Origin of the sequence: Cupriavidus sp. SIMBA_020, assembly GCF_046535395.1 — a bacterium.
GTDB lineage: Bacteria > Pseudomonadota > Gammaproteobacteria > Burkholderiales > Burkholderiaceae > Cupriavidus > Cupriavidus campinensis.
This window is the reverse complement of record NZ_JAWRWU010000274.1, coordinates 1-315: the sequence shown is the minus strand read 5'-3', so window position 1 is coordinate 315 and position 315 is coordinate 1. Positions and strand designations below refer to the sequence as shown.

Annotated in this window: 1 pseudogene; it reads right to left on the bottom strand. The window is 61.9% G+C overall.

What is annotated here, in order from left to right:
* Positions 1-148, bottom strand: a pseudogene (locus tag SB751_RS29175) (aminoglycoside phosphotransferase); the annotation flags it as partial.
* Positions 149-315 lie beyond the last annotated feature (167 nt).

The window sequence follows — 315 nt, the reverse complement described above, 5'->3', positions numbered from 1 at the left end:
GACCGGCGGCGTCCAGGCGGAAATAGCGGCGGAAGCTGGCGTCGGCGGAGGCGGGGCGCAGGGTATCCACCGCCAGTCCCAACGCGGCGGGCAGGCCCTGCAGCCAGGCGCGGATCTGCTCCAGGCGGGGGTCATGATCGTTTTTCAAGGAAGATCCGTGTCAGAAGTGCAATATTGCGGAAAAATGGGTTGCGCGCACATAAGGCTGGGCGTCTGGCGCGGCTTCTCTATAATACCGGCTCGTTTCCGTTAGCATTGGCCCTTCTTGGGCGCCAGTGCCTGGTTCCCCCATCGTAAAAAAGGGCTGTTTTCACT